The organism is Pseudomonas agronomica (assembly GCF_025917275.1).
GTDB lineage: Bacteria > Pseudomonadota > Gammaproteobacteria > Pseudomonadales > Pseudomonadaceae > Aquipseudomonas > Aquipseudomonas agronomica.
Genome location: NZ_JAOSHO010000844.1, coordinates 1 through 1,301, shown reverse-complemented (window position 1 = coordinate 1,301; position 1,301 = coordinate 1). Strand labels below are relative to the sequence as shown.

The 1,301-nt window shown below is 63.9% G+C and carries 2 protein-coding genes; both read right to left on the bottom strand.

Annotation, left to right across the window (positions count from 1 at the left end; translation table 11 throughout):
- Positions 1-7: 7 nt before the first annotated feature.
- Entirely contained in the window at positions 8-337 is a 330-nt protein-coding gene (locus tag OC610_RS27610; protein WP_030139524.1) for a hypothetical protein, read from the bottom strand.
- Entirely contained in the window at positions 334-1,239 is a 906-nt protein-coding gene (locus tag OC610_RS27605; RefSeq protein WP_264432674.1) for an alpha/beta hydrolase, read from the bottom strand. The genes OC610_RS27610 and OC610_RS27605 overlap by 4 nt, the downstream gene beginning before the upstream one ends.
- Positions 1,240-1,301 lie beyond the last annotated feature (62 nt).

Below are 1,301 nucleotides of genomic sequence, written 5' to 3'. Positions count from 1 at the left end.
GATTGGATTACGGCTGCAGTTTCTGTGGCGTCTCCTGCCCCATGCACCGCACTGCACGCTTCTTCTCGTTGATCAGCACGCCGGTCAGACCTTTCTGTTCGGTGTCGAACAGCACCAGCACGCCATCGATGCACTGGGCAACCTGCGGTGCCGGCTCCAGGGAAACCTTGTAATCCTCGCCCGGCACGGTCTTGAGCATGGTGAACTGGTTGAGCAGCAACGCATCCTCGGGCTTGGCGAAATGCAGGTAGCCGTAGTACCACAGCACCGCGACAGTGCCGAGGATGCTGCAGATACCGGTGATGATCAGGGGGATGGCGTTACGTTCTTCGCTCATTGCGGGTTCTCGGATGATTCAACGGGTGATTTCGGGTAATTCGGAATTTCGCCCAGGCGGCGCAGGCCATCGAAGTGCCGGGGGTCGTCGAGGTAGCGCAGCATCACGGTTCGCCAGGTCGGGTCGGCGAACGTCTGCACATGCCCGCCGCGCGTCAGTTGCAACACCCGGGGCGGCGGCGCAGCTTGATACAAGCGGATGCCGTTGGAAAGGGGCACGATCGGGTCATCGAGGCTGTGGTAGATCAACTTCGGCACGCCGTTCAGTTGCGCGATCGAGCCGATGGCGCTGTCGCCGTCCGGCACCAGCCACGACAGCGGCACCTGGAACGCCCAGGTCAGCCATGACGTGCCGAGGGCGAAACGCCCCACATCGCGGTAGCTGGCGGGCACCCCGTCCAGCACCAAAGCCTTGAGCTGCCGCTGGCGCTGGGGATGCTCGACCAGGTAATGCACCGCCAATGCGCCACCCAGGCTCTGGCCGAGCAGCACCAACGGCTTGCCCCGGACCTCGGGCGCATCGTCGAGCCATTTGAATGCCGCATCGATGTCCTGGTAAATCGCCGGCAGGCTCGGCTCGCCCTCGGACACGCCATAGCCACGGTAATCGACCATCAACACTTGGTAGCCCTGCTCCGGCAACCACCAACTGCCGCCGAGGTGCCAGGCCAGGTTGCCGCCATTGCCGTGCAGGTGCAGCACCGTGCCCTTGACCTCGACACCCGGCTTCACCGGCAGCCACCAGCCATGCAGCTTCAGGCCATCAGCGGTGGCCAGGGTGACGTCGCGGTATTCGAGCCTGGCCCGCTCCGGCGTGAACGGCAGGCCGCGTTCCGGGTAGAACAGCAGGGAGCTGCAACCGCTCAGGGCCAGCAGCAGGCAAATGATGCCGAGGTTTCGCATCCGGTGAAGCCTCGCTAAAACTCAGGTTGAAACACGGTCCCCTGTGGGAGCGAGCTTGCTCG